26 protein-coding genes and 1 tRNA gene are annotated in these 23212 nt (G+C 67.9%); 18 read left to right on the top strand and 9 right to left on the bottom strand.

Annotation, left to right across the window (positions count from 1 at the left end):
• The first annotated feature begins 59 nt into the window (after positions 1 to 59).
• The 3 genes from hisD to ACTJI6_RS16795 are packed head-to-tail and all read left to right on the top strand — an operon-like array spanning position 60 to position 2328.
• The gene (gene hisD / locus ACTJI6_RS16805) at positions 60 to 1373 is read left to right on the top strand and encodes a histidinol dehydrogenase (protein ID WP_126154985.1); all 1314 of its coding nucleotides are present in this window, start codon (positions 60 to 62) and stop codon (positions 1371 to 1373) included.
• On the top strand, positions 1370 to 1849 hold the full coding sequence (locus ACTJI6_RS16800; protein ID WP_126154984.1) for a UPF0262 family protein: 480 nt from the start codon (positions 1370 to 1372) through the stop codon (positions 1847 to 1849). The genes hisD and ACTJI6_RS16800 overlap by 4 nt, the downstream gene beginning before the upstream one ends.
• A 2-nt stretch (positions 1850 to 1851) precedes the next feature.
• Positions 1852 to 2328, top strand: coding sequence for an arsenate-mycothiol transferase ArsC (locus tag ACTJI6_RS16795; protein WP_440802264.1), 477 nt, complete (start codon positions 1852 to 1854; stop codon positions 2326 to 2328).
• A gap of 76 nt (positions 2329 to 2404) precedes the next feature.
• Here ACTJI6_RS16795 and ACTJI6_RS16790 read toward each other — a convergent pair whose 3' ends face one another.
• Positions 2405 to 2551 carry a DUF1127 domain-containing protein gene (locus ACTJI6_RS16790; RefSeq protein ID WP_440802262.1) on the bottom strand — a complete coding sequence of 49 codons (147 nt, stop codon included), beginning with the start codon at positions 2549 to 2551 and terminating at the stop codon, positions 2405 to 2407.
• A 218-nt stretch (positions 2552 to 2769) separates the two neighbouring features.
• On the opposite strand from ACTJI6_RS16790, the gene ACTJI6_RS16785 reads away from it, so the two are divergent.
• From ACTJI6_RS16785 to recR, 8 genes are all read left to right on the top strand, one after another.
• Entirely contained in the window at positions 2770 to 3636 is an 867-nt protein-coding gene (locus ACTJI6_RS16785) for a LysR family transcriptional regulator (RefSeq protein ID WP_126154982.1), read from the top strand.
• Positions 3637 to 3724: 88 nt separating this feature from the next.
• Positions 3725 to 4522, top strand: a complete 798-nt coding sequence (gene trpA, locus ACTJI6_RS16780) for a tryptophan synthase subunit alpha (protein WP_440802259.1) — start codon at positions 3725 to 3727, stop codon at positions 4520 to 4522.
• Positions 4522 to 5085, top strand: coding sequence for a VOC family protein (locus ACTJI6_RS16775; protein ID WP_440802257.1), 564 nt, complete (start codon positions 4522 to 4524; stop codon positions 5083 to 5085). The genes trpA and ACTJI6_RS16775 overlap by 1 nt, the downstream gene beginning before the upstream one ends.
• Positions 5082 to 5573: an N-acetyltransferase family protein gene (locus tag ACTJI6_RS16770; protein ID WP_440802255.1), complete on the top strand. Its 492-nt coding sequence runs from the start codon at positions 5082 to 5084 to the stop codon at positions 5571 to 5573. The genes ACTJI6_RS16775 and ACTJI6_RS16770 overlap by 4 nt, the downstream gene beginning before the upstream one ends.
• Positions 5574 to 5633: 60 nt before the next feature.
• Entirely contained in the window at positions 5634 to 6365 is a 732-nt protein-coding gene (locus ACTJI6_RS16765; RefSeq protein ID WP_440802254.1) for a TerB family tellurite resistance protein, read from the top strand.
• Positions 6366 to 6428: 63 nt separating this feature from the next.
• Positions 6429 to 8201 (top strand): DNA polymerase III subunit gamma/tau, encoded by a 1773-nt coding sequence (locus ACTJI6_RS16760; RefSeq protein ID WP_440802252.1) that lies wholly within the window; start codon positions 6429 to 6431, stop codon positions 8199 to 8201.
• 3 nt (positions 8202 to 8204) lie between these two features.
• On the top strand, positions 8205 to 8549 hold the full coding sequence (locus ACTJI6_RS16755) for a YbaB/EbfC family nucleoid-associated protein (RefSeq protein ID WP_126154976.1): 345 nt from the start codon (positions 8205 to 8207) through the stop codon (positions 8547 to 8549).
• 14 nt (positions 8550 to 8563) lie between these two features.
• Positions 8564 to 9163 carry a recombination mediator RecR gene (gene recR, locus ACTJI6_RS16750; RefSeq protein ID WP_440802249.1) on the top strand — a complete coding sequence of 200 codons (600 nt, stop codon included), beginning with the start codon at positions 8564 to 8566 and terminating at the stop codon, positions 9161 to 9163.
• Between the two features lie 55 nt (positions 9164 to 9218).
• Here the strand turns inward: recR and ACTJI6_RS16745 are convergent, their stop codons facing one another.
• The gene (locus ACTJI6_RS16745) at positions 9219 to 10802 is read right to left on the bottom strand and encodes a lysine--tRNA ligase (protein WP_440802247.1); all 1584 of its coding nucleotides are present in this window, start codon (positions 10800 to 10802) and stop codon (positions 9219 to 9221) included.
• A 96-nt stretch (positions 10803 to 10898) separates the two neighbouring features.
• On the opposite strand from ACTJI6_RS16745, the gene ACTJI6_RS16740 reads away from it, so the two are divergent.
• Positions 10899 to 11321 carry a tellurite resistance TerB family protein gene (locus ACTJI6_RS16740; RefSeq protein ID WP_126154973.1) on the top strand — a complete coding sequence of 141 codons (423 nt, stop codon included), beginning with the start codon at positions 10899 to 10901 and terminating at the stop codon, positions 11319 to 11321.
• A gap of 3 nt (positions 11322 to 11324) precedes the next feature.
• Here ACTJI6_RS16740 and dacB read toward each other — a convergent pair whose 3' ends face one another.
• The 5 genes from dacB to lgt are packed head-to-tail and all read right to left on the bottom strand — an operon-like array spanning position 11325 to position 15960.
• Positions 11325 to 12683 (bottom strand): D-alanyl-D-alanine carboxypeptidase/D-alanyl-D-alanine endopeptidase, encoded by a 1359-nt coding sequence (dacB, locus tag ACTJI6_RS16735; protein ID WP_440802244.1) that lies wholly within the window; start codon positions 12681 to 12683, stop codon positions 11325 to 11327.
• Entirely contained in the window at positions 12683 to 13240 is a 558-nt protein-coding gene (locus tag ACTJI6_RS16730) for a nicotinate-nucleotide adenylyltransferase (RefSeq protein ID WP_241232800.1), read from the bottom strand. The genes dacB and ACTJI6_RS16730 overlap by 1 nt, the downstream gene beginning before the upstream one ends.
• Before the next feature lie 32 nt (positions 13241 to 13272).
• On the bottom strand, positions 13273 to 14037 hold the full coding sequence (gene pgeF, locus ACTJI6_RS16725) for a peptidoglycan editing factor PgeF (RefSeq protein WP_440802242.1): 765 nt from the start codon (positions 14035 to 14037) through the stop codon (positions 13273 to 13275).
• Positions 14021 to 15079: a class I SAM-dependent methyltransferase gene (locus tag ACTJI6_RS16720; protein WP_440802239.1), complete on the bottom strand. Its 1059-nt coding sequence runs from the start codon at positions 15077 to 15079 to the stop codon at positions 14021 to 14023. Before ACTJI6_RS16720 ends, pgeF begins: the two co-directional genes overlap by 17 nt.
• Positions 15076 to 15960 (bottom strand): prolipoprotein diacylglyceryl transferase, encoded by an 885-nt coding sequence (gene lgt, locus ACTJI6_RS16715; RefSeq protein ID WP_440802237.1) that lies wholly within the window; start codon positions 15958 to 15960, stop codon positions 15076 to 15078. Before lgt ends, ACTJI6_RS16720 begins: the two co-directional genes overlap by 4 nt.
• A gap of 161 nt (positions 15961 to 16121) precedes the next feature.
• Here lgt and ACTJI6_RS16710 point away from each other — a divergent pair, with 161 nt between their 5' ends.
• Entirely contained in the window at positions 16122 to 16370 is a 249-nt protein-coding gene (locus tag ACTJI6_RS16710) for an accessory factor UbiK family protein (protein ID WP_275103580.1), read from the top strand.
• Here the strand turns inward: ACTJI6_RS16710 and ACTJI6_RS16705 are convergent.
• Positions 16361 to 16666 (bottom strand): DUF6476 family protein, encoded by a 306-nt coding sequence (locus ACTJI6_RS16705; RefSeq protein ID WP_440802235.1) that lies wholly within the window; start codon positions 16664 to 16666, stop codon positions 16361 to 16363. The genes ACTJI6_RS16710 and ACTJI6_RS16705 overlap by 10 nt on opposite strands.
• Between ACTJI6_RS16705 and ACTJI6_RS16700 the strand changes: the two genes are divergently transcribed.
• The 4 genes from ACTJI6_RS16700 to ACTJI6_RS16685 all read left to right on the top strand — a co-directional run bounded on the left by ACTJI6_RS16700 (position 16665) and on the right by ACTJI6_RS16685 (position 19974).
• Entirely contained in the window at positions 16665 to 17687 is a 1023-nt protein-coding gene (locus tag ACTJI6_RS16700) for an RluA family pseudouridine synthase (protein ID WP_440802233.1), read from the top strand. The two genes, ACTJI6_RS16705 and ACTJI6_RS16700, sit on opposite strands and share 2 nt — an antisense overlap.
• 147 nt (positions 17688 to 17834) lie before the next feature.
• A complete protein-coding gene (gene rpoH, locus ACTJI6_RS16695; protein WP_126154966.1) occupies positions 17835 to 18743 on the top strand; it encodes an RNA polymerase sigma factor RpoH in 909 nt (302 codons plus the stop codon).
• Between the two features lie 71 nt (positions 18744 to 18814).
• Positions 18815 to 19837, top strand: coding sequence for a hypothetical protein (locus ACTJI6_RS16690; RefSeq protein WP_440802230.1), 1023 nt, complete (start codon positions 18815 to 18817; stop codon positions 19835 to 19837).
• A gap of 60 nt (positions 19838 to 19897) precedes the next feature.
• Positions 19898 to 19974: transfer RNA gene (locus ACTJI6_RS16685), tRNA-Arg, on the top strand.
• A gap of 90 nt (positions 19975 to 20064) precedes the next feature.
• Here the strand turns inward: ACTJI6_RS16685 and ACTJI6_RS16680 are convergent.
• Positions 20065 to 21501: a helix-turn-helix domain-containing protein gene (locus ACTJI6_RS16680; protein ID WP_440802228.1), complete on the bottom strand. Its 1437-nt coding sequence runs from the start codon at positions 21499 to 21501 to the stop codon at positions 20065 to 20067.
• 132 nt (positions 21502 to 21633) lie between these two features.
• Here ACTJI6_RS16680 and aceB point away from each other — a divergent pair.
• Positions 21634 to 23212: malate synthase A (gene aceB / locus ACTJI6_RS16675; protein WP_440802226.1), on the top strand; the 1579-nt coding region annotated here is incomplete at its 3' end.

The following is a 23212-nucleotide window of genomic DNA, read 5'->3' as shown; positions in this document are numbered from 1 at the left end:
GCCCGCTTGAAGGCGGGCGCGACTTGCGGCTAACAAGACGTGATTGCAGGGGACAGATCATGCCGGTCACGTTGAACACATCCGACGCCGATTTCGAATCGCGCTTTGGCGACATGCTGTCGGCCAAGCGCGAGGATTCGACCGATGTGAACGACGCCGTAGCCGCGATCATCGGGGATGTGCGGCGACGCGGCGACGCGGCCCTGTGCGACCTGACCCGCCGCTTCGACCGGCTGGACCTGACCCCCGACCGGCTGCGCTTCTCGCCCGAGGAGATCGCGGCCGAGATCCATCGTGTCGCCCCCGAGGATCGCGCCGCCCTGACTCTGGCCGCCGAACGCATCCGCGCCTATCACGCCCGGCAGATGCCCGAGGATGCAAGCTGGACCGATCCCGAAGGCGCGACCCTGGGCTGGCGCTGGACGCCGGTATCGGCCGCGGGCCTCTATGTGCCGGGAGGACAGGCGGCCTATCCGTCGTCGGTGCTGATGAACGCCATCCCGGCGCGAGTGGCCGGGGTGGAACGTCTGGTCATCTGCGTGCCAACCCCCGACGGCCATATCAACCCGCTGGTCCTGCTGGCCGCGCAACTGTCCGGCGTGGCCGAGATCTATCGCATCGGCGGCGCGCAGGCGATTGCCGCGCTGGCCTATGGCACGGACAGCATCGCGCCGGTGGACAAGATCACCGGCCCCGGCAACGCCTATGTCGCGGCGGCCAAGCGGCAGGTCTTCGGCCGCGTGGGCATCGACATGATCGCCGGCCCGTCCGAGGTTCTGGTGATCGCCGAAGGCGACCAGCACCCCGACTGGCTGGCGCTCGACCTGCTGGCCCAGGCCGAACATGATGCCGACGCGCAATCGATCCTGATCACCACCGATCCCGCCCTGGGCCATGCGGTCGCGGGCGCGGTGGACCGGATCCTGCCCACCCTGCCCCGCGCCCGGATCGCCGGGGCAAGCTGGCGCGATTACGGCACCATCATCATCGTGCGCGACCTGGACGAGGCCGCCGCCCTGTCGAATCGCATCGCTCCCGAACATCTGGAACTGTGCGTGGACGATCCCGAAGGGCTGGCCGCGAAATGCGTTCATGCGGGCGCGATCTTCCTGGGGCCGCACACGCCCGAGGCGGTGGGCGATTACATCAGCGGCCCGAACCACGTCCTGCCAACCGCGCGATCGGCCCGGTTTTCATCGGGGCTGTCGGTGATGGATTTCCTGAAGCGCACGACGATGGCGCGGCTGACGCCCGGCGCGCTGAACGCGGTCGGCCACGCGGCCATGCGGCTGGCTGCCGCCGAGGGCTTGCAGGCCCATGGCGAATCCATCCGCGTGCGCCTGGAACGGCTGAACGAAAGGGCGCCCGAATGACCCGGATCATCCATATTCAGATCGACGATTCCCAGGCCCCCCCCGCCACCCCGGAAATGGAGCAGGAGCGCCGCGTCGCCATCTTCGACCTGATCGAGGACAACAGCTTCGCCGTTCCCGGCCGCGACGGCCAGCCCGCGCCGCAAGGCCCGTTCCGGGTGGATCTGTGCATCCGCGAACGCCGCCTGGTCTTCGACGTGACGGCCGAACAGGGCGACAAGGTGGCCGAATTCCACCTGTCGCTTGGCCCGTTCCGCCAGGTGGTCAAGGACTACTTCCAGATCTGCCAAAGCTATTTCGACGCGGTGAAGCGCCTGCCCCCCGCCCAGATCGAGGCGATCGACATGGCCCGGCGCGGCATCCACAACGAAGGCGCGCGCACCTTGCAGGAACGGCTGGAGGGCAAGGCCGAACTGGACATCGACACTGCCCGGCGGCTGTTCACCCTGATCTGCGCCCTAGTGCCGCAAGGCTGACGATGGCGCAGAACACGATCCCAGCGTCGGTCCTGTTCTGTTGCGACCATAATTCCATTCGCTCGCCCATTGCCGAAGGAATGATGAAAAAGTTCTATGGACGCGCAGCCTATGTCCAGTCGGCGGGCGTCAAGAACGACATGGAGGTGGACGGCTTCGCCATCGCCGTCTGCGACGAGATCGGCGTCAGGATCGAAAACCACCGCAGCCGCTCGTTTGACGAAATGAAGGACTGGGGCGACGACCTGGGCGGGTTCGACCTGATCGTGGCGCTGTCGCCCGCCAGCCAGCGTCAGGCCCTGGAACTGACCCGCGTCTTCCACCTGGACGTGGAATACTGGCCGATCATGGACCCGACCGGCCTGGCCGAGGGGCGCGAGGCGAAGCTGGCCGCCTATCGCCAGACCCGCGACCAGATCCAGGCGCGGATGGTGGAACGCTTCGGCCCGCCGATCATGACCGACGACCCGGCGTCCTGACGGCGGCGGGACAGGAAAAAACCGCGCCGGCCCGGCAGGGGCGGCGCGGCAGTGTGGCAATCGCGATGGGGTAGGATCAGCGACGCCAATTGGCAGGCACGTCCCAGATGGGGCGGGCGATCTCGGCCGCGACCTGATCGCGGGTCAGTCCGATGTCGCGCAACTGATCATCGCTGAGATGGGCGAGATCCAGGCGCGACCGACGCAGGGCCAGCATGGTCATGATACGCTTGCCCAGTGACGGACGCGGTGAAAGGCCGTGCCCGGCAACAAGGGGAAGCGAAGCGGCTGTCTTGATGGACATCGTTCGTCTCCGGTGATGGATTGCATCAACGGATATGATGCAAGAGGACTTTTAAGTTTCCGTGATTGATCAATAGCGCGCTCTTTCGTATCTTTGAAACGAATGTTTTTGATCGCTTGCATCAGGGAAATCGAACGATGCGCAATCTCGATATCGCCACGCTGCGCTCGCTCCAAGCGGTGGCCGAATACGGCGCCGTCACGCGGGCGGCCGAATCGCTCAACATGACGCAAAGCGCATTGTCCATGCAGATCAAGCGCCTGGACGACCTGTTCGGCGAGGCGATGCTGCAAAAGCAGGGGCGCGGGGTGGTGCTGACCGATTTCGCCACGGAACTGCTGATCGAGGCGCGCAAGCTGGTGGCGCTGAACGACGCCATCCTGTCCCGCTTCACCGGCCAGCGGCCCGAGGCGCGGCTGCGGGTCGGGCTGACCAGCGACTGGCTGTTCACCAAGGTCGCCCAGGCCGTGCGCGCCTTCCGGCAGGCCAATCCGCGGATCGAGCTGATCATCAACGACGGCCGCAGCAAGGATCTGCGCCAGCAGATGAAGCGCGGCGAACATGACGTGATCCTGACCACGGAATTCGAGACCCCGCCCGGCGCGATCCACCTGTCCAAGGTCGATCTGGCCTGGTTCGGGGCGGTCGGCGGCACGGCCTGGACGCAGCGCCCCCTGCCCTTGGCGAATTCGCCGCATTGCGCATACTATCCGGTGGGACTGACGGCGCTGGACCGGGCGGGCATCGAATGGGTGCAGGCGGTGGCGGACGGCGGCAGCGACACCTGGCGGGTCAGCGCGGCGGCCGATCTGGGCATCACCATCCTGCCCCGCGGAATCGCCCAGGCGGGGCTGGAGCCGGTGGACCATGGCGGCGCCCTGCCGCCCCTGCCGCCGACATGGCTGAACGTCTATGTCGCCGACGGCCCAGCCCGGCGCGAAGCGGCCGAGTTCGCGGGCTATCTTCGACGCGCCGTCTGCGAAGTGGCCGCCATGGCGGCTTGACGGCTGATCGGGCGCCAGACGGGGGCAGGCCACTTGATCCCGCAGGCGAACTGGGACAGACAAGGCCCGGTTCGCACAAGGAATGGCCATGACCCGGATCGACGATACCTTTCAGCGGTTGCAAGCTCAGGGGCGCAAGGCCTTCGTGACCTATATCATGGCCTCGGACCCCGATCATGACACGACGTTGCAGATCATGCGCGGCTTGCCCGGCGCCGGGGTGGACATCATCGAACTGGGGATGCCCTTCACCGATCCGATGGCCGACGGCCCGACGATCCAGGCCGCAGGCCAGCGCGCCTTGGCCGCAGGCGGCAGCGTCACGCGGACGCTGGAAATCCTGCGAGAATTCCGCAAGTCCGACGACACGACCCCGGTGGTGCTGATGGGGTATTACAACCCGATCTATGCCCGGCGCGGCGGCGTCGAGGCCTTCCTGGCCGAGGCCAAGGAGGCGGGCGTCGACGGCCTGATCGTCGTCGACCTGCCGCCCGAGGAGGACGAGGAACTGTGCATCCCCGCCAACCGCGCCGGGCTGAACTTCATCCGCCTCGCCACGCCTACGACCGACGACCGCCGCCTGCCTGCGGTGGTCAGGAACACCTCGGGCTTCGTCTATTATGTCAGCGTCACGGGCATTACCGGCGGCCCCGCCGCCAATGCCGCCGAAGTCGCGCCCGAGGTCGCGCGGATCCGCGCCGCCGCGAACCTGCCGGTGGTGGTGGGTTTCGGCATCTCGACCGCGGATGCCGCCGAACAGATCGCCGGCGTCGCCGATGGCTGCGTGGTGGGCAGCGCCATCGTCAAGAAGATCGGCGAAGGCCGCCCCGTGCCCGAGGTTCTGGATTTCGTGCGCGACCTGGCCGCCGGGGCGCATCGCGGCTGATGCGGATACCGGGCTTCGATCACCTCGCCATCGCCGCCCGGTCGCTGGACGAAGGCGCGGCCTGGCTGGCCGACAGGCTGGGCGTGGCCCCGGAACCCGGAGGCAAGCATCCGCTGATGGGCACCCACAACCTGCTGCTGTCGCTGGGATCGGGCGAATACCTGGAACTGATCGCGGTCGACCCCGACGCGCCTGACCCCGCCCGTCCCCGCTGGTTCGGGCTGGACGGCTTCGACGGCCCGCCGCGCCTGGCGGGCTGGGTCATGCGGCAATCCCCGTTGCAGCCGATCCCCGGCACGACGGTCAGCCAGGCCAGCCGGGGCGATCTTCGCTGGCAGATCACCCTGCCGGACGCGGGCCAGATGCCCCAGGACGGGGCGCAGCCCATGCGGATCGACTGGGGCGGCGGCGCCCATCCCTCTGACCGCCTGCCCGACCGGGGTCTTCGCCTGACCCGCCTGACGCTGCCGCTGGACCGGATGCCGCTGGACGATCCGCGCATCGTTCCGGGGGCGGCCTTCGCCGCCGTGATCGCCACCCCGGACGGCGAGGTCGCCTTGTGATCCGCCCCGCCCGGCCCGGCGACGTGCCGGCCATCGCCGCGATCTGGAACCCGATTGTCCGCGACACCGCCATTACCTTCTGGCCGACCGAGCGCAGCGAGTCCGAAATCTCCGCGCTGATCCGCGACCGTCAGGCGGCGGGCCACCCCTTCATCGTGGTCGAGAACGCGGCGGGCGTGCGGGGCTTTGCGACCTATGGCCAGTTCCGCCACGGCGGCGGCTATGCACACAGCATGGAACACACGATCTATCTGGCGCCCGAGGCGCGCGGCGGCGGAATCGGCGGGCTGCTGCTTGCGGCGCTGGAAGAACACGCCCGCGCCGCCGGACACCGGCTTTTGATCGGCGGCATCACCGCATCCAACGAAGGATCGCTGCGGTTCCATGCGCGGGCAGGCTATGCCGAATGGGGCCGGATCCCCTGCGCGGGGTGGAAATTCGGCACATTTCACGACCTGGTGCTGATGGGCAAGGATCTGGTGCGCTAAGACGGGGGATGCGACACCCTGCCCCTACCCTTGCGCGGCGTAAGCGGGTAACGTGGTTTCATGGACATGCGCGCGACCGACACCCCCTGCCCCAGCCTGCCGAAGCCCCGCAGCTTCTGGCAGCGCATCGGCGACCGCCTGGCCGCGATGCTGGGCGCGCGCCGCGCCGCGATTCCGCCCGAACGATCCGTGGCCTTCACCATCGCGGTGATCGCGCTTGGCGCCAAGCTGGCGAAATCCGACGGCGCCGTCGCCCGGTCCGAGGTCGCGGCCTTCCGCCGCGTCTTCATCATCCCCCGGACCGAGGAAAAGAACGCCGCCCGCGTCTTCGACCTGGCGCGGCAGGATGTGGCGGGCTTCGACGCCTGGGCGCGGCGCATCGCCGCGATGTTCCCGCCGGGCGATCCGGTTCTGGCCGACGTGATCGAGGGGTTGTGCATCATCGCCGTCGCCGATGGCGGCATGCACGAGAACGAGATCCTGTTCATCGACGAGGTGGGCCGCATCTTCGGCCTGCCCGCCGAACGCGTGGCCGCGATCCGCCTGCGCCACGACGCCGCGACCGGCTGCCCGCCCTGCGACGTTCTGGGCATTCCGCTGGACACCCCTCTGCCCGAGGCGCGCAAGCGGTTCCGGGCGCTGATCCTCGAGGCCCATCCCGACCGCGCCATCGCCCGCGGCCTTCCGCCCGAGGCCGTGCGCCTGGCCGAGGCCCGCACCCGCCGCCTCAACGAGGCGTGGGAGAAGTTCCGCCAGATGCGCCGCGGCACGGTGCCCGAGCCTGCCGAATAGGCGGCCCTTGTCGCGCCCGGTGCCAGCGACTAGGTTCGCCATGACCTTTTGACGGACCCCACGATGCCCCAGAACGCCGCGCCGACCTATCAGGTCTTGGCCCGCAAATACCGGCCCGAGACCTTTGCCGACCTGGTCGGCCAGGACGCGATGGTGCGCACGCTGAAGAACGCCTTTGCTGCCGACAGGATCGCGCAAGCCTTCGTGATGACCGGCATTCGCGGCACCGGCAAGACCACCACGGCGCGGATCATCGCCAAGGGCATGAACTGCATCGGCCCCGACGGCCAGGGCGGCCCCACGACCGAACCCTGCGGCGTCTGCGAGCATTGCGTGGCGATCAGCGAGGGCCGCCATGTCGACGTGCTGGAAATGGACGCGGCATCCCGCACCGGCGTGGGCGACATCCGCGAGATCATCGAATCCGTCCACTATCGCGCGGCCTCGGCGCGCTACAAGATCTATATCATCGACGAAGTTCACATGCTGTCCACAAGCGCCTTCAACGCGCTGCTGAAGACGCTTGAGGAGCCGCCCCCCCATGTGAAATTCATCTTTGCCACCACGGAAATCCGCAAGGTTCCCGTCACCGTCCTGTCGCGCTGCCAGCGCTTCGACCTGCGCCGGATCGAGCCCGAGGTGATGATCGCCCTGCTGCGCCGCATTGCCACGGCGGAAGGCGCGCAGATCACCGACGACGCGCTGGCGCTGATCGCCCGCGCGGCGGAAGGATCGGCCCGCGACGCGACCAGCCTGCTGGATCAGGCGATCAGCCATGGCGCGGGGGAAACCACGGCGGAACAGGTCCGCGCCATGCTGGGACTGGCCGACCGGGGCCGCGTCATCGACCTGTTCGAGATGATCCTGCGCGGCGACGCGGCATCCGCCCTGACCGAACTGCAATCGCAATATGCCGACGGCGCCGATCCGGTGGCCGTGCTGCGCGACCTGGCCGAGATCACGCATTGGATCTCGGTCGTGAAGATCACGCCGGACGCCGGCGATGATCCGACCATCGCGCCGGACGAACGGCTGCGCGGCAAGGAACTGGCCGGAAAGCTGGCGATGCGGGTGCTGACCCGGCTGTGGCAGATGCTGCTGAAGGCCCTGGAAGAAGTGTCCGCCGCGCCCAACGCGATGATGGCTGCCGAAATGGCGGTGATCCGGCTGACCCATGTGGCCGACCTGCCCGACCCCGAGGCGCTGATCCGCCGCGTCCAGCAGGCGCAGGCGGCGGGCGATTTCGCGCGGACAGGCGCCCCGGCGGCGCCCTCGCAGGCGCCCCGTGCGTCCCGCCCCGCCCCGGTGATCGCCCAGGCCTCGGGGGCCGCGACGGCCCTGGCGGTCAGCCCGGACGCCTTCGCGGCCTATCCCGACTTCGCCTCGGTCCTGGAGCTGATCCGGCGGATGGGCGACATGCTGCTGCTGGTGCAGGTGGAACGCCATGTCGGGCTGGTCCGCTATAGCCCCGGACGGATCGAGTTCGAGCCGCGCGCGGACGCCCCGCGCGATCTGGCGCAGAAACTGGCCGAACGGCTGCGCGGCTGGACCGGCGGGCAACGCTGGACCGTCACCGTCACGAATACGGGCGGCGCGCCGACCATCGCCGAACAGCATGCGGCCGAACGGCGGGAACGCGAGGCCCGCGCCCTGCAACTGCCCATCGTGCAGCAGGTACTGGCGGCCTTTCCGGGCGCCCGGCTGAAGCAGGTGCGCCACGCACCCGTCGTGGCCGAAGCCGTCGAACTGGCGGAAGGCGCGGCGAACCCGCACGACCTGACCCAGGGCCCGGTGGCCGAGGTCGAGGAATGGGATCCCTTCGAGGACGAGGAATAAGCGATGATCAAGGGTTTGGGCGGTTTTGGCGACATGGCCAAGATGATGAAGGCCGCGAAGGACATGCAGGACCGGATGCAGAAGATGCAGGCCGACCTGGACACCATCACCGTGACCGGCGAATCCGGCGCGGGGCTGGTCCGCGCGACCGCCACTGCCAAGGGCGAATTGACGGCTCTGGACATCGACCCGTCGATCTTCGTGCCTTCTGAAAAAGAGGTGGTCGAGGATCTGATCCTGGCCGCCATCAAGGACGCGCAGCGCAAGGCGCAGGACAAGATGCAGTCCGAAATGGCCCGCATCAGCCAGGAACTGGGCCTGCCCGCCGACATGAAGCTGCCCTTCTGAATGGCCGCCGGAAGATGACGGGCGACAGCGACGACATTCAGGCGCTTGTCGCGCTGATGGCGCGGTTGCCGGGGCTCGGGCCGCGCTCGGCCCGGCGGATCGTGCTGCACCTGATCCGCAAGCGCAGCGGGCAGATGTCGCAACTGGCCGGGCTGCTGGAACGGGTCGCCGTCAATTCCCGCGAATGCGTGACCTGCGGCAATATCACCGACCGCGACGAATGCGGGATCTGCACCGACCCCGCCCGCGCCACCGGAGAGATCTGCGTGGTTCAGGACGTGGCCGACCTGTGGGCGATGGAGCGGGGCCGCGCCTTCGGCGGGCGCTATCACGTCCTGGGCGGCACGCTGTCGGCGCTGGATGAGATCGGCCCCGACGACCTGGGCATCCCGTCCCTGATCGACCGGGTGGACCGCGAGAAGATCCGCGAGGTGATCCTGGCGCTGAACGCCACGGTGGACGGCCAGACCACCGCGCATTACATCGCCGACGCCTTGGCTGACACGGGAACGGCGGTGACAGGCTTGGCGCAAGGCGTGCCGATCGGCGGGGAACTGGATTACCTCGACGACGGCACGATCAGCGCGGCACTGCGCGCCCGGCGGCGGCTTTAGAGCAAGGTTTTGGCTGGCGAAGGCCGCCCCTTCGCCAGTCAGCGCAACACCATCGTCACGCCCCTGCCAATTCCCCGGTCAAGGCCTTCTCGATCAACGCGCGGGTCTCATCGATGCCGTAAAGCGCGATGAAGCCGCCGAAGCGCGGACCCTGATCGGCGCCCAGAAGCACCTGATACAGCGCCCCGAACCAGTCGCGCAGCGGCTCGAAACCATGATCCTTGCCGATGGCGAAGACCATGGATTGCAGCGCCTCGGGGTCGGCGGGCTGGTCCCATGCGGCCAGACGGCCCGCCAGATCCTCCATCGCGCGGCGCTCGATCTCGGTCGGCGCGCGGAACTGGCGGGTGGGCGCCACAAAATCGGTGAAATAGCGCACGGCAAAGCCCGCCGCCTGATCCAGCCCCGGATGCGTCTCGGGGCTGGCCTCGGGCGCATAGCGGCGGATGAAGCCCCACAGCCCGTCCTTGTCCTTGGCCCCCGCGACGGATGCCAGGTTCAGCAGCATCTGGAACGGCACCACCATGTCGCTGGCGGGCACATCGCCGCCGTGGATATGCCAGACCGGGTTCGCCAGTTGCTGATCGTCCGTCTGATCCGGGTAGGCGCGCAACTGCTGGTGATATTCATCGACCGCCTTGGGGATCACGTCGAAATACATCCGCTTGGCGGTCTTGGGCTTCTGATACATGAAATAGGACAGGCTTTCGGTCGCCGCATAGGTCAGCCATTCGTCGATGGACAGCCCGTTGCCCTTGGACTTGCTGATCTTCTGGCCGTGCTGATCCAGGAACAGCTCATAGGTGAAATGCGCAGGAGCGCGCCCGCCCAGGATCTCGCAGATGCCGTCATAGATCGGCGTGTTGGTGGAATGATCCTTGCCGTACATCTCGAAATCCACGTCCAGCGCGGCCCAGCGGGCGCCGAAATCGGGCTTCCATTGCAGCTTCACCTGCCCGCCCGTGACCGGCAGGGTCAGTTCCTGCCCGTCCTCGTCGTCGAAGGTGATCGTGCCGTTCTTCGCATCGACATGCTTGATCGGCACATACAGCACCTTGCCGGTCTTGGGGCTGATCGGCAGGAAACAGCTGTAGGTCTGCTGGCGTTCCTCGCGCAGGCTGGCCAGCATCACCTCCATGATCGCGTCGTAACGCTCGGCGGCAAGCCGCAGCGTGTCGTCGAAGCGGCCGGATTTATAGAACTCGGTCGCGCTGATGAATTCGTATTCGAAGCCGAACGTGTCCAGGAAACGGCGCAGCATGGCGTTGTTATGGCCGCCGAAGCTGTCGTATTCGCCGAAGGGATCGGGCACCGTCGTCAGCGGCTCTTGCAGATGCTGGCGCAGCATGTCCTGGTTCGGGACGTTTTCGGGAACCTTGCGCATCCCGTCCATGTCGTCGGAAAAGCAGAACAGCCGGGTCGGGATGTCGCTGATGATTTCGAAGGCGCGGCGGATCATCGTGGTCCGCGCGACTTCCCCGAAGGTGCCGATATGCGGCAGACCCGAGGGGCCATAGCCCGTCTCGAACAGGACATAGCCCTTTTCGGGATCCTTCTTTTCATAGCGTTTCAGCACCTGGCGCGCCTCCTCGAACGGCCAAGCCTTCGATCGCATCGCGGCGTCGCGCAGGGTGGTCATCGCGTCTTCTCCTGTTCCAAGACCTTGACGCCTTATTGAAAGCCGCCCGAATGGTCAATAATTTGCACCGGAACCGGCTTGCCACAAGGATCCGCCATGACCATCGACCTGCCCTCGTTCTCGCCCTGCGATGCCTTGGTGGCGGTCATGGTGGCGGTGCTGGCCTCGGGCCAGACCTATCGCACCTCGGAACTGGTGGCGATCCAGCGCAACGTCGATCACGCCCCGGTCTTCGCCGCCTATGACGAGGACCGGATCCGCGCGATCAGCCAGACGGTCATCAGCCTGTTCGAGCATGAGGACGGCATCGATGCCCTGTTCGGCCTGGTCCGCGACGCGCTGCCCGAAAAGCTGTACGAGACCGCCTATGCCCTGGCCTGCGACGTGGGCGCGGCCGACGGCCAGCTGTATGAAGGCGAAGTGGCGATGCTGGCCGAGATCCGGCACCAGTTGAACATCCCCCGGCTGCACGCCGCCGCGATCGAACTGTCGGCCCAGGTGCGCCACCGCGTGTTGTAGTCGTCAGGACCAGATCGCCAGCACATCCCGCTGAAGCCGCTTGGCGTCGCGCGTCCAGACCAACACCCCCGGCGGCCGTTCCTGCCCAGCCGTCGCCGCCTGGCGCGCGGGATCGGCGGTCAGGATCGCAAAGGCCGATTGCCGACCGTCCGCGCGGTCCAGATAGCCGGCAAGGTTCGACACGAAATTCAGCGTCCCGGTCTTGGCGCGGATCCGCGCGGCCTGCGCGGGGTCGCGGCCCAGATCCTCGTCCAGCGGGTTATTCTTCAGAAGGCCGGGCAGGCCCGCAGCAAGGCCCGGACCGGCCAGCAGGTGCGCCATGCCTTCGGCCGTAACCCGGCTTTCGGGCGACAAGCCTGAATGATCGGCCAGCGTGAAATCGCGCCCCTGCCCCTGCGCCGTCAACCAGTCCTGCATGGCGCGGGCCGATGCCGCCAGATCACCGGCACCGCTGGCGTGCAGGCCCACCACTTCGGCCGTCAGGTTGGTCGAGAAGTGCAGCATTCCGCGCAGGATCTGCTCCAGCGGCGGGCTGGCATGGCTGGCCAGCGTCTCGCCCATGGACAGGTCGCGGATGACCGACGGCGCGGGCAGGATCAGCCCCTTCGCGCGGCACAGCGTCTGGAACACGTCGCCGGCATAGAGTTCCGGCTTGCGGACGGGCAGCCAGCGGCTGCCGGGACGGGCCATGGCGCTGCGCGCGACGGCCCAGCTTTCGCGGGGGCCGTCCTGGCGCCAGGCGAACAGGTCGGGCTGATCGGCGGGCGCGGCGGTGATCGTATAGGCGCGCGGCGAATGGCTGGCGGCCCGCGCCTCCAGCGACATCTGCGTTCCGCCCTGCCGCCACCCCAGATGCACGCGGTTGAAGTTCAGAATCATCCCGGACAGTGCCGGATTATAGGCCAGATGATCGGCCTGCCCCGGCGCGATTTCCGGGATCTGCGGCAGCGCGCCGCCCCAGACGGCGAAACGCGCGGGCGCGGGCTGTCCGGTTGCGGCAAGATCGGCCGCAAGCCGGGCCAGGTCGTCGGTGGACAGCAGCGGATCGCCGCCCCCGGCCAGGACCAGCATGTCGCCTGCCCGGATCACCCGCGTCATGAAGCGGCGGTCCGGACCCAGCCGATCCAACGCATAAAGGGCCGTCACCGCCTTCAGCGTGCTGGCAGGCATCATCGGCGCGGCGGCCAAGGCCGCGTCGGCCAGCACCTCGCCATCCGCATCCAGACGGGCATAGGCGACGACGCCGGGCAGCCCCGCCGCCCTGACCAGCGGTCCGGCGGAAAAGGCGGGCTTCGGGGGCGGGCGGCCCCAGGACGCCGTGGGCAGCGCGGCAAGGCCCGCCAGCAGCGCGCGGCGGCGCATCACCGCCCGCCCCGCAGCGCGGTCGAGGATTGGCGCGACATGGGCAGGTTCACCAGCACCCAGGCGGGCGGCGCGCGGAAGGCCAGCGAACCCGCCAGCGATTGCGGCAGGCGCGCCTGCGCCATGATCTGCGCGGCGACCGAGTGGCGCGCCAGCGTGCGCGTGCCCGGCCGGGCCAGGACGCCGATGGGCACCGCCGCCGCGATCGACCGCCAGCGGTCCCAGCGGTGGAACTGCACCAGATTGTCCGACCCCATCAGCCAGACGAAGCGAACACCCGGATAGACGTGCTTCAGCGCAGCGATGGTGTCGGCCGTCATCCGAGTGCCCAGCCGCTGTTCGATGTCGGTCACGATCACGCGCGGGTCCGTTTGCAGGCGCCGCGCCTGGGCGATGCGGTCCGCCATCGGCGCAGGCCCCCGAGCCTTCAACGGATTGCCGGGCGAGACTAGCCACCAAATCCGGTCCAGCCGAAAGCGGCGCATCGCGGCTTGGGTGATGGCGACATGGCCGTCATGGGCGGGATCGAAGGATCCTCCCAACAGCCCGATGCGCATCCCCGGCAGCGCAGGGGGAAGCCCCGCCCGGATCAAAGCGTGATGGCCGAGATCAGCCTGCCATAATCGGCCTCGCCTTCATGCGTGGCGCGGCGATAGCTGAAGAATTTGTCGGGATCTGAATAGGTGCAATGCCCGGACCATTCCGCGTCCACCCCGGCATCGCGCAGGCGCATCAGGCCGAAGGACGGCAGGTCGAACATCGGCCGTCCGTTCGGGCCGCCGCTGAAAAAGCGGCTGTGGCCGGGATCATCGGCCAGGAAGCTGTCCATGAAATCCGGCCCGACCTCATAGGCGCGCTGGCTGATCGTCGGGCCGATCACGGCGCGGATCCGGGTGGCGCCCAAGGCACGCATGGCCTGGACCGTCGCTTCGATGATGCCGTCCAGCGCGCCGCGCCAGCCCGCGTGACAGGCACCGATCACCCCGGCATCCGGGTCCGCCAGCAGGATCGGCTGGCAATCGGCGGTCAGCACGGCCAGGGCGACGCCGCGACGGGCGGTGACGATACCGTCGGCCTCGGTATTCGCGACGGTGGGGATGTCGCTGTCGTCGGTCAGCGTGACCACATCGGCGGAATGGACCTGCTTGACCGTGGCCAGCGCCCCGGCGGGAACACCCATGGCCGTTGCGACGCGGCCGCGGTTCAGGACGACCATCTCGGCCTGATCCGTGGACCGGCGACCGCAGTTCAGCCCCGAGAACAGCCCCGAGGACGCGCCGCCCTTGCGGGTGAAGAACCCGTGCCTGACCGGGCGCAGCAAGGGATGTGTCAGAATCTCAAGCGTGGTCTGCATGAAGCCTCAGCGCAGCAAATCCGGGCACCGGGGGCGCCCCTTTCGGCCAGATGGCCATCGCCTTGAATAGGTGACCCATTTCTTCCGGGTGGGTCAAGCGCCGAAGCGCCGCCATCGCGCCCCCGTCCCCAGCGGCTGCCAGCCGTTCCGCCCGCTGGGCAGCCCCCAGCGACAGCAGCCAGTCGCCCTGCCGAACCGGCGCCGAAGCCACCGCCCCGGCCCGGATCGCCGCCGCCGCAAGGGGCGCGAAATCGACATGGGCGGTCAGGTCGGCCTCGCCCGGATTTGCCAGAGGATCCTCGGGGGCATGGTTGCGCAGCGCCTGGAAAGTGTCGCCATAGCCGTTCCAGCCGCCGTAATCGACGAAGACCGCCGCCCCGCCCCGAGCGGCGATGCGGCGGGCGATGGTTTCCGTGATGGCAACGGCGGCGGGGCATTCCTCGACCACGTCGCCGGGCTTGCCAGGGCGCGGCAGATCCACCGGCAGGCCGAGGCCGAATTGCAGCCCCTCATCCGACAGGCCGATCATCCGTTCGGCCCAGCCGTCGTCCGTATGCTGATATTGCCGGACCGGCAGGGCATCAAAAAATTCATTTGCCATCAGGAACAAAGGACTGTCTGGTAATTCCTCGACAGAATCGAGGTGCTGGACATGGCCCAGACGCGCCTGCTGCATCCGTCGCAGATGCGGCGACGCCTCGATCAGCGCGACCTGGGCGGCATCCGCCATGCCCGGCGCCACGCGGATCGCGCGCAGCATGTCGGCCATCAGCGTGCCGCGCCCAGGTCCGGGCTCGGCCAGCGTGAAGGGCGCGGGGCTGCCCTGGTCCATCCAGGCCTGCGCCAGCGCCAGACCGCACAGTTCCCCGAACATCTGATGGATTTCCGGCGCCGTGGTGAAATCGCCCGCTGCGCCGAAGGGATCGCGCGTCGCGTAATAGCCATGGCGGGGATGCAGCAGGCAGATCTCCATGTAATCAGCCAGCGTTATCGGCCCGGTCGCACGGATCCGCGCCGCGATGATCCGGGCCAGAGCCGTCATGCGGTGGCCACCGCCGGACGGCTGCGGGCGCGCCAGATGAAGAACAGCCCGATCAGCACCATCGGCAGCGACAGAAGCTGGCCCATGGTCAGCCCCACGACAGGCCCGCCGATCACATGGCCCAGCGGGTTATCGGGGGTGATGAACTGCGCGTCCGCGACGCGGAACAGTTCCACGAACATGCGCGCCAGCCCGTATCCGGCCAGGAAGACGCCGAAGGCCAGCCCCGGACGGCGCAGCCCGCCCGCCCGGACCAAGGCCAGCAGGACCAGGCCCAGCAGCAGACCTTCCAGCCCCGCCTCGTAAAGCTGGCTGGGATGGCGGGCGCAGGGGCCGAACACGCCGGGACAGGTCTGCGCGGCCTCGCCCGGAAAGATCACGCCCCAGGGCAGGTCGGTGGGACGGCCCCACAATTCGGCATTGATGAAGTTCGCGATGCGCCCGAAGAACAGCCCGATGGGCGCGACCACGGCCAAGGCGTCGGCCAGCCGCAGCGCCGGGATGCCATTGGCGCGGCAGAAGGCCCAGGTGGCGACGATGACGCCCGCGAAACCGCCATGAAAGCTCATGCCGCCTTGCCAGACCTTGATGATCTCGGCCGGGTTGGACAGATAGAAGCCGGGTTCGTAGAACAGCACGAAGCCCAGCCGCCCGCCCAGGATCACCCCCAGGATCACCCAGGTCAGCAGGTCGTCCACCCGGTCGGCGCGCATCGGCGCATGGTCGCCCCACAGGGCGTCGCGGCGCATCATCGCGGCAACGACCCGCCAGCCGATCAGCAGCCCGGCCAGATAGGCCAGCGCATACCAGCGCAGCGACAGGGTCAGCCCGCCCAGATGAATTGTGAAGATCTCGGGCGAGATATTGGGAAACGGGATCATGGGGCCTCGGGGCGGTTGCGGCGGGCACGCTAGCCAGCCGGGGCGCGGTGTCAACAGCGGGCCGGGCGGCGTCGCGGCGCGGATGCGGCATGGCGCGCATTGAACCCCCGCGCCGCCCGGCCCATATAGGACGCCAAGCATCTATCGGGGGCGAAGGCCAAATGACCACGCAAAACAAGTTCTTTGACGACATCTCGAAGCTGATGACCAATGCCATGGGCGTGGCCCAGGGCGCCCGGTCCGAGGCGGAAACGGCCATGAAGGGCTGGATCGACCGCTGGCTTGCGGATCGCGATTTCGTGACCCGCGAAGAGTTCGACGCCGTGCGCGAGATGGCGATCAAGGCCCGGACCGAGAATGCCGAGCTGAAGGCCAGGCTGGACAAGCTGGAGGCCGGGCGTCAGGGCTGAACCCGCTCCCTCAGCGCGCCGGAACGGTCATACAGCAGCACCTCGCCCGCGTCGGTCACGACGACGATCCAGTCGCGGGCGAAGGTCACGGCCTCGGCCCTTGACCCGGCGGGCAAGGCGATCGCGTCGGGCAGGTCCGGCAGCACCGGCTGGCCCAGCCGCATCCACAGCAGCGCGACAAGGGCGATCATGCCCAGGCCCATCACCAGGGCCAGCCCCGTCACCAGCCAGCGCAGTAGCCGCAGTTCCGGCACCGCTTTCGCCGCCCTTTTCCAGTCGCTATCATCGTGATCCATGTCGAACCTTGTCGTGACCATCCCGGCCAATCCGCCCGACCGGCTTGATAAGGCGCTTGCCCTTGCGGTGCCAGAGGCAGCGGCGCTGTCGCGCTCGCGGCTGGCGCGGCTGATCGCGGATGGCGCGGTCAGCGGTCCCGATGGCGTGATCCGCGACGGCAAGGCCCGCGTGGCCGAGGGGCAGGATTACAGCATCAGCATCCCGGACCCGGAACCCGTCGAAACCCGCCCCGAGGCGATCCCGCTGGCCATCGTCTTCGAGGACGACGACCTGATCGTCATCGACAAGCCCGCCGGGATGGTCGTCCACCCTGCCCCCGGTTCGCCACGGGGCACCCTGGTCAACGCCCTGCTGGCCCATTGCGGCGATTCGCTGTCGGGGATCGGCGGGGAAAAGCGTCCCGGCATCGTGCATCGGATCGACAAGGACACCTCGGGCCTGCTGGTGGTGGCGAAATCCGACCGCGCGCATCACGGCCTCGCCGCGCAGTTCGAAGCGCATACCGCGCAACGCCGGTACCTGGCGCTGGCCCACGGCGTGATCGACGGCGCCGACCCGCGCCTGCGCGGCACGCCGGGCGTCAGCTTCGAAGACGGCGCGGTGCTGAAGATCACCTCGCGCCTGACCCGGCACGCGACGGACCGGCAGCGGCAGGCGGTGTTCTTCGACAAGGGCCGTCATGCGGTAACGCGGGCACGGATGCTGGAACGCTTCGGCCGGCCGCCCGTGGCGATGCTGGTCGAATGCAGGTTGGAGACAGGGCGCACCCATCAGATCCGCGTCCACATGGCCCATGCGGGTCTGGGGCTGATCGGCGATCCGGTCTATGGGGGTGCGCGTCGCGCTTCGGCCAAGGCGCTCGGCCCGGCGGCGGAGGTGGTATCAGCCTTTCCGCGTCAGGCCCTGCACGCGGCGCATCTGGGTTTCGATCACCCGGTGACGGGCGAGGCGCTGTCCTTCGACAGCCGCCTGCCCCTCGACATGCAGGCGCTGCTGGACATGCTGCGGGGGTCGCCTTGACAGAAACGTGAAGGATCCGCCCCTTACCTGTTTACGATTACCCGTCAGAATGATCCCGATCCCTGCCGGGCCATGCGTGGCGACGGTTCCGCCGGAACCGCTGCCGCGCAGGTTGCGTTCCCCGGATACTTGCGAAAGGCCAGAACCATGGCAAATTACGGAAATCTTCCCGCCCCCAGCCCCGAACAGGGGCTGAACCGTTATCTGCAGGAAATCCGCAAGTTCCCGCTGTTGCAGCCGGAAGAGGAATACATGCTGGCCAAGGCCTGGGCCGACCACCAGGACAGCGAGGCCGCGCACAAGCTGGTCACGTCGCACCTGCGCTTGGCCGCCAAGATCGCCATGGGCTACCGCGGCTATGGCCTGCCCCAGGCCGAAGTCATCTCCGAGGCGAATGTCGGCCTGATGCAGGCGGTCAAGCGGTTCGACCCGGAACGGGGGTTCCGACTGGCGACCTATGCGATGTGGTGGATCCGCGCCTCGATCCAGGAGTATATCCTGCGGTCCTGGTCGCTGGTGAAGATGGGCACCACCAGCGCGCAGAAAAAGCTGTTCTTCAACCTGCGCAAGGCAAAGTCTCGCATCGGCGCGCTTGAGGAAGGCGACCTGCGTCCCGAAAACGTCGCCCAGATCGCCAACGACCTGAACGTGACGGAACAGGAAGTCATCGACATGAACCGCCGCCTGTCAGGCGGAGACGCATCCCTGAATGCGACCGTGGGCAGCGGCGAGGGAGATTCGGCGTCCCAGTGGCAGGACTGGCTGGAGGATGAGGATGCCAACCAAGCCGAAGCCTATGCCGAGTCCGAGGAACTGGACACCCGCCGCCAGATGCTGCTGGCCGCGATGGACGTGCTGAACGACCGCGAAAAGGACATCCTGATCGAGCGCCGCCTGCGCGACGATCCCCTGACGCTGGAGGATCTGTCGGCCCGTTATGACGTCTCGCGCGAACGCATCCGCCAGATCGAGGTCCGGGCCTTCGAAAAGCTGCAGGACCGGATGCGCGTCCTTGCCCGCGACAAGGGCATGAAGGTGCCTGAAAGCGCAACCTGACCCAGGCGGGGCGCGATTGACCTGCCATCGGCGCGCGCTATGGTCGGCTTGAGGATGGCAGACCGGACCCGATGACCGCGCTTACTGACTTTCAACGGCTCGAGGCCCAGGGCTCGTGGCGCGCCGCCCCGGATGCGCCCTTGCGCGAGGTGATCGTTTCGGTGGGCGAAGCGACGCTGGTCCTGTCCGATCCCCGGACCGACCGACCCCTGTCGCACTGGTCCCTGCCAGCCGTGATCCAACTGAACCCCGGCGTCCTGCCCGCTGTCTATGCCCCCGGCCTCGGCAGCGAGGATGAAACCGTCGCCATCGACGATCCCCTGATGATCCAGGCGATCGCCCGCGTCCAGGGCGCCGTTGCCAGCCACCGCGCCCACAGCGGACGGCTGCGCAGCGGGTTGCTGGTCCTGGCGATCCTGGCGGTGCTGGGCGGGCTGGTCTTCTGGCTGCCCGGCGCCCTGGTCGCCCATGCTGCCCGCATCGCGCCGCCCGCCCAGGCCCGCGATATGGGCTGGGCGATCCTGGCTGATCTGGAACAGGGATCGGGCGCGGTGTGCAGGCGCGAATCCGGCCAGGCGGTGCTGGACTGGCTGGCGCCGCAACTTCTCGGCCCCGACGCCGCGATCCGCGTGGTCCCAGGCCCGATCGGCGGCGCCCGCCGCCTTCCGGGGGACATCTATGTGATCGGCAGCGACCTTCTGCGAACCGCTTCCGGGCCCGAATCCGCCGCCGCCCACCTGATCGCCGCCCGCCTTGCCACCCGAGACGAGGATCTCCGCCAGGACGCCGCCCGTCACGCCGGGCTGCTGGCCTCCTTGCGGCTGATGACGCTGGGCCACCTGCCCCAGGACGCCATGCGCGGCTTTGGCGCCATGATGCTCTCGGCCCCGCCGCCCCGGCCCACCGACGCCGACCTGTTGTCCTCCCTGACCGAACGCGGCATCCCGGCCGAACCCTATGCCCGCACCCTGGACCCCACCGGCCAAACGGTCCTGCCGCTGATCGAGGGCGATCCCTTCCGCAACGCCCCCCCCGCCCGCGCGCTGCTGACCGACGAACAATGGCTGGCCCTGCAACAGATCTGCGCGGGCTGAGACCACCGCATCGTTTTCGCCGTTGCGCCCCGCCTCCGCTGCGGCTATTCACGGCCCCAGGCACCCGTAGCTCAGCTGGATAGAGCGCTGCCCTCCGAAGGCAGAGGCCAGGGGTTCGAATCCCTTCGGGTGCGCCAACCTCATCGGTTGGCATGACAGGTAGCCGCAGTTCCTCATGGCCCCCTTTTAGACTTTCTCCAGTATTGAATCTGCTGCGAACTAGGGCGTCAGTCCCGTTCGAACTGGAAGATCGCCAGGCTTCTTTCCCTTTCATTGACCTTCAGACGGCGATTGATCGGGGCGTGCGCTCGAGCGGAACAATCGTTGCGTTCGCAGAGGTAGCAGTTGAGGCCGATGTCGACGGGCTTCAAACGCCCCAGATCCATCCCGTCGGCATAGACCAGCCGCGGTGCATAGGCGACATCACAGCCCAGCCCGATTGCCAGCCTTTGCGCGGGCTGGCCATGAGTGCCGCCAGCGCGCGTCACCGTGCGGGCGATCGAGAAATAGCTGGCGCCCTCGGGCATGCGGATGACTTGGGTCTGGACCTGATCGAACATCTCGAAGGCGGCATGGATGTTCCAGAGCGGACAGGTGCCGCCGAAGCGCGAGAAGGGACACCGCCCGGCGCTGAACCGCTTGGTCATGTTTCCGGCGCGATCCACCCGGACGAAGAAGAACGGGATGCCGCGCGCGCCCTCGCGTTGCAGCGTGGACATGCGATGCGCGGTCTGCTCGAAGCTCGACCCAAAACGGTGGCCGAGAAGCTCGATGTCGTAGCGGCTGGATTCGCAGGCGGCGAGGAAGCGGCGGTAGGGCATCAAGAGCGCGGCGGCGAAGTAATTGGCAAGGCTGACCCGCATCAGCGACACCGCCGCCGGATCGGCCAGCCGCGCATCGTCCACCAGCCGGGTCATCGCCCGTTCCTGTTCCAGCTTGGCCAGCAGGACACCGATCTGGAAGCGGCGGCTGGATTGTCCCAGCAGTTCCGACAGCATCAACTCCTTGCGGTGCAGGTCGAAGCGGCGCAGTTGTTCGCCCATCACCTCGGCCGGCAGGATCCGTACCCGAATGCCATGCGCGGCCAGCCGGGCGGTCAGGGCGACATGGGGCTCGTTGCGATGCAGCCCGAGTTCGTCGGCGAGCGCCTCGGCCTCGCGATCCAGCGCGTCGACGTGGTTGCGGTGCGCATAGAACCAACCCCGCACCGCTTCAACCGGACGGGAGGTTTCGGCCAAAACCTCCACCTTGTCGCGGTCGGTCATCGGGTTGTCCTCGGCCAGCGGCCGCAGCAGGCTTTCGCGGTAGCGGTCATGCAGGCGGATAACCGCGGTGGCGAGGCGGGGGGACGCCTGAAGCACCGCCTCGATCTCGGCTTTCGGCAAGCCACCAAGGTCGAAGGTCGGGTCTTTCAACGCCGCGCCGAACTCGGCCGCAAGCTGTGCGTCGGTCGTGGGCGCGAGTTCCGAGATGTTCAGATCATAGACTTCGGCCAGCTTCATCAGGAACCGGGCCGAGGCGGGGCGCTGATCGGATTCGATCAGGGTGATGTAGCTCGGCGAGACGCCGAGTTCGGTCGCCATCTGCGCCTGGGTCAGGCCGAGCGATGTGCGCAGAACGCGCAACCGCTGGCCGATGATGAGCTTTTCGACGCGCTGCGCCATGTGACAAACCTTACAGAATGACAAGGGCGATCCGACAGACGTTACAGAAACACCCTTTGTTTCAAGGATCATAATGCACATACGGCATGACATTACTAGTGTGACACAAGCCCTGAATCACCGGAGGATGCCATGCCGCTTGATCGCCCGACCACCAGCCTGCCCCCCATCGTCCTGCGCACCGCGCCCGAGGCCGAGCGCGTCCTGACCGCCGAGGCGCTGGCCTTCGTGGCCGAGCTTCAGGCGCGGTTCTCGCTGCGGCTCAACGCGCTGATGGTCGCCCGCGCCCGCCGCCAGGAGCGCATCGACCGTGGTGAGCTGCCCGACTACCTGCCCGAGACCAGGGACATCCGTCAGGGCATCTGGGAGGCGGCGCCGGTGCCGCAGGCGCTGCGTGATCGCCGGGTCGAGATCACCGGGCCGGTGGACCGCAAGATGATGATCAACGCGCTGAACTCGGGCGCCAAGGTCTTCATGGCCGATTTCGAGGACGCCACCGCGCCGAGCTTCACCAATATCATCGCCGGCCATGCCAACATGCTGGATTATCGCGACGGCACGCTGGAGCATGACGATCCCGGAACCGGCAAGTCCTACCGCGTCGGCCCCGACCCGGCGCTGCTGATCGTCCGGCCGCGCGGGCTGCACATGCACGAGGCCAATGTCCTGATCGGCGGCCAGCCGGTCTCGGCCGCGCTGTTCGATTTCGGCCTGACGATCTTCCATTGTGGACGGGCGTTGGCCGCGACCGAACGTGGGCCCTTCTACTACCTGCCCAAGCTGGAAAGCCATGACGAGGCGCGGATGTGGAACGACGTGTTACTGTTCGCGCAGGAGAGTGTCGGGCTGCCCAAGGGCACGATCAAGGCCACCGTCCTGATCGAGACGCTGCCCGCCGCCTTCGAGATGGACGAGATCATTTGGCAGCTGCGCGACCATATCGCCGGGCTGAACTGCGGTCGCTGGGACTATATCTTCAGCTATATCAAGACCCTGCGCAACCACGGCGCCTATGTTCTGCCCGACCGGGCCGAGGTGACGATGGACCGTGCCTTCCTGGCCGTCTACGCGGCGCGGCTGGTCAAGGTCTGCCACCGCCGCGGCATCCACGCCATGGGCGGCATGGCGGCGGCGATTCCGGTCAAGGGCGATCCGGCGGCGAACGAGGCCGCCTTTGCCCGCGTCCGCGCCGACAAACTGCGCGAGGTCCAGCTTGGCCATGACGGCACCTGGGTCGCGCATCCCGACCTGGTGCCGGTGGCGCGCGAGGTGTTCGACGCCGAGATGCCGGGCCTGAATCAGATCCGCAAGCAGCGGCAGGAATGGCGGATAGAGCCGGCGATGCTGCTGAAGCCGCACGAGGGCCGCGTCACCGAACAGGGTGTGCGCACCAACATCGCGGTGGCCGTCGAATATCTGGCGCAATGGCTGTCGGGGCGCGGCGCGGTGCCGATCAACAACCTGATGGAGGACGCCGCGACGGCCGAGATTTCCCGCGCCCAGCTTTGGCAATGGCTGCGTCATGGCGTGGCGGTGGACCTGGGCGGGGGTGGCGAGCGCCGTTTGACGGCCGAATGGCTGGGCGAACTGGTGCAGGCCGAGATCGGGGAGTGTCCTGAACTTTGTGTATCTGACCGGCTCCATGCGGTTTCAGATACTCAAGCGTCGAAGCGCTCGCCGAACATTATGGCGAACTGGTTGCGGGCCGCAA

This window comes from Paracoccus sp. 22332, from assembly GCF_052045125.1.
Lineage (GTDB): Bacteria > Pseudomonadota > Alphaproteobacteria > Rhodobacterales > Rhodobacteraceae > Paracoccus > Paracoccus haematequi_A.
This window is presented reverse-complemented; position numbering and strand designations above follow the sequence as displayed.

Coding starts and splice junctions, on each gene's coding strand:
- hisD (WP_126154985.1), top strand. CDS start 60: ATGCCGGTCACGTTGAACACATCCGACGCCGATTTCGAATCGCGCTTT.
- ACTJI6_RS16800 (WP_126154984.1), top strand. CDS start 1,370: ATGACCCGGATCATCCATATTCAGATCGACGATTCCCAGGCCCCCCCC.
- ACTJI6_RS16795 (WP_440802264.1), top strand. CDS start 1,852: ATGGCGCAGAACACGATCCCAGCGTCGGTCCTGTTCTGTTGCGACCAT.
- ACTJI6_RS16790 (WP_440802262.1), bottom strand. CDS start 2,551: ATGACCATGCTGGCCCTGCGTCGGTCGCGCCTGGATCTCGCCCATCTC.
- ACTJI6_RS16785 (WP_126154982.1), top strand. CDS start 2,770: ATGCGCAATCTCGATATCGCCACGCTGCGCTCGCTCCAAGCGGTGGCC.
- trpA (WP_440802259.1), top strand. CDS start 3,725: ATGACCCGGATCGACGATACCTTTCAGCGGTTGCAAGCTCAGGGGCGC.
- ACTJI6_RS16775 (WP_440802257.1), top strand. CDS start 4,522: ATGCGGATACCGGGCTTCGATCACCTCGCCATCGCCGCCCGGTCGCTG.
- ACTJI6_RS16765 (WP_440802254.1), top strand. CDS start 5,634: ATGGACATGCGCGCGACCGACACCCCCTGCCCCAGCCTGCCGAAGCCC.
- ACTJI6_RS16760 (WP_440802252.1), top strand. CDS start 6,429: ATGCCCCAGAACGCCGCGCCGACCTATCAGGTCTTGGCCCGCAAATAC.
- ACTJI6_RS16755 (WP_126154976.1), top strand. CDS start 8,205: ATGATCAAGGGTTTGGGCGGTTTTGGCGACATGGCCAAGATGATGAAG.
- recR (WP_440802249.1), top strand. CDS start 8,564: ATGACGGGCGACAGCGACGACATTCAGGCGCTTGTCGCGCTGATGGCG.
- ACTJI6_RS16745 (WP_440802247.1), bottom strand. CDS start 10,802: ATGACCACCCTGCGCGACGCCGCGATGCGATCGAAGGCTTGGCCGTTC.
- ACTJI6_RS16740 (WP_126154973.1), top strand. CDS start 10,899: ATGACCATCGACCTGCCCTCGTTCTCGCCCTGCGATGCCTTGGTGGCG.
- dacB (WP_440802244.1), bottom strand. CDS start 12,683: ATGCGCCGCCGCGCGCTGCTGGCGGGCCTTGCCGCGCTGCCCACGGCG.
- ACTJI6_RS16730 (WP_241232800.1), bottom strand. CDS start 13,240: ATGCGCATCGGGCTGTTGGGAGGATCCTTCGATCCCGCCCATGACGGC.
- pgeF (WP_440802242.1), bottom strand. CDS start 14,037: ATGCAGACCACGCTTGAGATTCTGACACATCCCTTGCTGCGCCCGGTC.
- ACTJI6_RS16720 (WP_440802239.1), bottom strand. CDS start 15,079: ATGACGGCTCTGGCCCGGATCATCGCGGCGCGGATCCGTGCGACCGGG.
- lgt (WP_440802237.1), bottom strand. CDS start 15,960: ATGATCCCGTTTCCCAATATCTCGCCCGAGATCTTCACAATTCATCTG.
- ACTJI6_RS16710 (WP_275103580.1), top strand. CDS start 16,122: ATGACCACGCAAAACAAGTTCTTTGACGACATCTCGAAGCTGATGACC.
- ACTJI6_RS16700 (WP_440802233.1), top strand. CDS start 16,665: ATGTCGAACCTTGTCGTGACCATCCCGGCCAATCCGCCCGACCGGCTT.
- ACTJI6_RS16705 (WP_440802235.1), bottom strand. CDS start 16,666: ATGGATCACGATGATAGCGACTGGAAAAGGGCGGCGAAAGCGGTGCCG.
- rpoH (WP_126154966.1), top strand. CDS start 17,835: ATGGCAAATTACGGAAATCTTCCCGCCCCCAGCCCCGAACAGGGGCTG.
- ACTJI6_RS16690 (WP_440802230.1), top strand. CDS start 18,815: ATGACCGCGCTTACTGACTTTCAACGGCTCGAGGCCCAGGGCTCGTGG.
- ACTJI6_RS16680 (WP_440802228.1), bottom strand. CDS start 21,501: ATGGCGCAGCGCGTCGAAAAGCTCATCATCGGCCAGCGGTTGCGCGTT.